The organism is Holospora undulata HU1, assembly GCF_000388175.3.
Lineage (GTDB): Bacteria > Pseudomonadota > Alphaproteobacteria > Holosporales > Holosporaceae > Holospora > Holospora undulata_A.
Window position 1 is genome coordinate 1 of the sequence record NZ_ARPM03000101.1, and the last position, 3,078, is coordinate 3,078.

A 3,078-nucleotide genomic window follows, 5' to 3' on the forward strand; every position below is an offset into this window, starting at 1 on the left:
CCCCCCTAAAAAGAACCGTTTAAAGCCTTCATATTATGTACATATCTTTTTAAATCCCGTCTTTGATCAGAGAATTTCTTGGCTAAACTTAAAGCAATACCGCACCATTGCCACACGCTATGATAAAAGGTTTGTAAACTTTTTTAGCACCATTCGCCTGACTTCAATTATTCTTTGGCTTAATTGAGGATGCGATTTTTTTAAAAACTGTATTTCGATGTTTGGTTCAAAAATTTTACTTTAAATCTCCCCAATAGAATCCATTAAAAAAAAATTTTTCTCTCTTCTGATGCGATGATTACAAAACTTTAATTTTTTATTTAATTGTGCCACGTGAGTTTCTAAAGTCAAAGTTTCCATATCATTACTGTATTTCCAAACTTCTTTTAAAAGTTCTTCTTTATTAATTTTTTCCTTGTATCGTTCAAGAAAATAAACAAGAGTCTTGTATTCCTTTTCTCTTAAAAGAAAATTTCTCTTTTTTGTAATGATAGTATTATGATAAAAAGAAAAATCTTTTAGTACATATCCAACTTTTTGTTGAAACGCTTTTAAGTCTCCCAAAAAAACTAAAAAAAATTCTGGTAATAAATAAAATTTCTTAGAAATCCAATCTTCAAAAACACAACGATTATTCATTACATACACACATGCTAACGAAGATTTTTTTTCCCAAGATTCTCTCAACTGAACCTCTGTGCTACAAAATGAAAGAGTGATTTCAGCGCAGCTCTGCTGAATAATCTCTTCCCACAAAGAACACCACAACACATCTCCGTAACACAAAAGTTTTCGCCTCACAACGCGAATCATAAAAGCTAATCAATATCTCGCACTTCAATAGACTCAAGAGCTAATTTTAAATGCTTTCCCGCACGAAACACAGGAACAAGAACCGCAGGAACCGTAACAGAAGCGCCAGTTTTAGGATTGCGAGCTACCATCTCTGGACGCAATCTTGCCAAAAACGATCCAAACCCCGTCAACCGCACAGAACTCCCTTCTTTTAACGTCTCTGTTACCACTTCCAAAAACTGATCCAATACCTGATTTACCGTCCCTTTATTAATTCCGCTCTTAGAAGCTATCTTAGTAACAAGATCGATTTTGGTCACTCCGGTTTTCATTATCACCCTCCAGGATAAAACTCACTTATTTAACTTAAAACTTTACTTTTAACCCAGACAAAACCGCAGCAGCGGAATTACTTGGAGTAGTAGGAAAAGGAAGCTTAGTTAGCGCAGCCCCAGCTGTCCCCATATAAGGCCAAGCAGGATTAGACATTTTGTAGCTAATAGCCACTTCTAAAAAACACTCCACCCCGTCTACCAAAGCCCTATCCCCAGATAGAACCCATGCACTCCCTTTGGCCTTTATAGAATTTCCTTCTTGGTCCGGTCGAACAAATCCAGTATGAGAACCCGTCCTTAAATACCCTAAAGAAACCCCCCACTGATTTTTTAACACGTATCCAAGACCTGCATTAAAAGTATAATTTTTTCCACAGGAATTAGAAGAATACATCATGCTGGGAAGCTTTTCTTTTACTCCGTTATCTAAGGTAAGCGAAGGCGTCAAACTAGGTAAATCATTCTTCAAAAAACCAGAACGCCCATTATAAATGTATTCAACCCCCAAACACCAAGGACCGTAATGAGTATTCATCGCTAAATCCCAACTGTTATTACTGTATACTCTTAAGAGAGGCTGCTGGGGAATAGCAGGACGCGTCCTCCCGTGTATACGAACAAAAGACATTGAAATTCCAAATAACTCTTTTTCTAAAGAATAACGAACAGATTGTGCAAAACTGTTCATATCGAAAGATGCTTTTAACGGATCTTTACTATTAAAAGCTGTATTCATCTTCGCTTCCCCCACCATTGAAGTATTAGGCGCGTAAGAAAGACCAAATTGAACAGCACCAAAACGCTTAATATCTCCAAAGTTTGGAGAGAAAAAAACAATTTTTGTGGAAACACCTGTATCTCCCTTCATACTAGGAAACATATAAACCCCTGTCGTAGGGTTAAGAAATCTACTCATAGCCCCATCTGTACCACCAGTTCCCCTAAAAAAAGACACAGGACCTGCTACAGCACGATTTTCTATACCTTTGGTATTTCCTAACACTAGAGTTCCGTAGAAAGTATCTACTTCTGCAGCTATCTCACGAACCGACTGTTTATTATCTGGATCTCCTGTAAAAGCAATAAAGACAGCAAAAGTTCCTTCATTGGAAAAAAAAGGCTGCTCTGCGCGCACCATAAATTGAGAATTATTAACGTTCAACTGACTTTTCGCGACATGAGAGTATATCTTTTCCCCGTTCCCAAATAACCCTCCAAGATTAAAAACACTCCCAGAACTTGGGGGAGTAAAAAGAACAGTATAATCGGTCTTGTTTTGCCCCAACGTCATAGTAAAACTTGCTTTTCCAGAAAGTAATAAAGAAAATCCCCCATTTTCTTTTTCTTTACTAGATGGAACTTTGCCAGATGAAGCAAAAGTGGCTCCTCCTCCCATCCACTTTTTGTCTAACATCTTTACATTTGAAGAGGAAGGATTTTCTTTCAGCGCGAACAAAGGCATTGATGTAACCAAAAAGTACAAAAAAAGCAAAAAAACCATGGTAAATATGGAAAACCCCAAAATTGTTTAAAATTTATAACACGCTTGAAGTCGATGTGTCAAGAAAAATTTTTAGCATTTATGCAAAAAATTTTTCTTTTTTCTAAATAAAAAATTAACTTTCTGAGTAAGCAAAGATTGGAAAACAATGAGCATAAAAAAATGATTTTCAATCATTGAATACACTTATACCAAATATACCAAATCAAACTGAAAGTGTTGGACTAATGCGTTGAAAGTTGTCATTGGCGCGCTCGACAAGATCTATGGCGATGTTGTCCCAGGTTTGGTCGAAAAATTGCAGCATACTCTTGCAAAACTCTTTGGCAGAGACGAAAAATCGATTATTGCGCACATATTCATTCTTCTCTGGTTTGGGCTAGGGAGGGCAAATAATGCACCTCAATCCCCCTTTTTTTCGCTGCTTTTTGGGTGTCTTTGCTTGTG

At 36.9% G+C, this 3,078-nt stretch carries 4 protein-coding genes and 1 pseudogene; 2 read left to right on the forward strand and 3 right to left on the reverse strand.

Translation table 11 applies throughout. The annotated features are described in order from the left end of the window. Positions 1–187, forward strand: a pseudogene (locus K737_RS10975) (IS5 family transposase); the annotation flags it as partial. Between the two features lie 53 nt (positions 188–240). Here K737_RS10975 and K737_RS02085 read toward each other — a convergent pair. From K737_RS02085 to K737_RS02095, 3 genes are read right to left on the reverse strand one after another with little or no spacing between them, the layout of a single operon-like run. Further along, complete coding sequence (locus tag K737_RS02085) at positions 241–813, reverse strand: winged helix-turn-helix domain-containing protein (RefSeq protein ID WP_006295125.1); 573 nt, start codon at positions 811–813, stop codon at positions 241–243. A 5-nt stretch (positions 814–818) separates the two neighbouring features. After that, positions 819–1,127, reverse strand: coding sequence for an HU family DNA-binding protein (locus K737_RS02090; protein ID WP_023491004.1), 309 nt, complete (start codon positions 1,125–1,127; stop codon positions 819–821). A gap of 34 nt (positions 1,128–1,161) precedes the next feature. Continuing rightward, positions 1,162–2,592, reverse strand: a complete 1,431-nt coding sequence (locus K737_RS02095) for a hypothetical protein (RefSeq protein WP_152531040.1) — start codon at positions 2,590–2,592, stop codon at positions 1,162–1,164. Between the two features lie 271 nt (positions 2,593–2,863). Between K737_RS02095 and K737_RS10235 the strand changes: the two genes are divergently transcribed. After that, a partial coding sequence (locus K737_RS10235; protein WP_152531041.1) for a hypothetical protein occupies positions 2,864–3,078 on the forward strand: 215 nt, incomplete at its 3' end.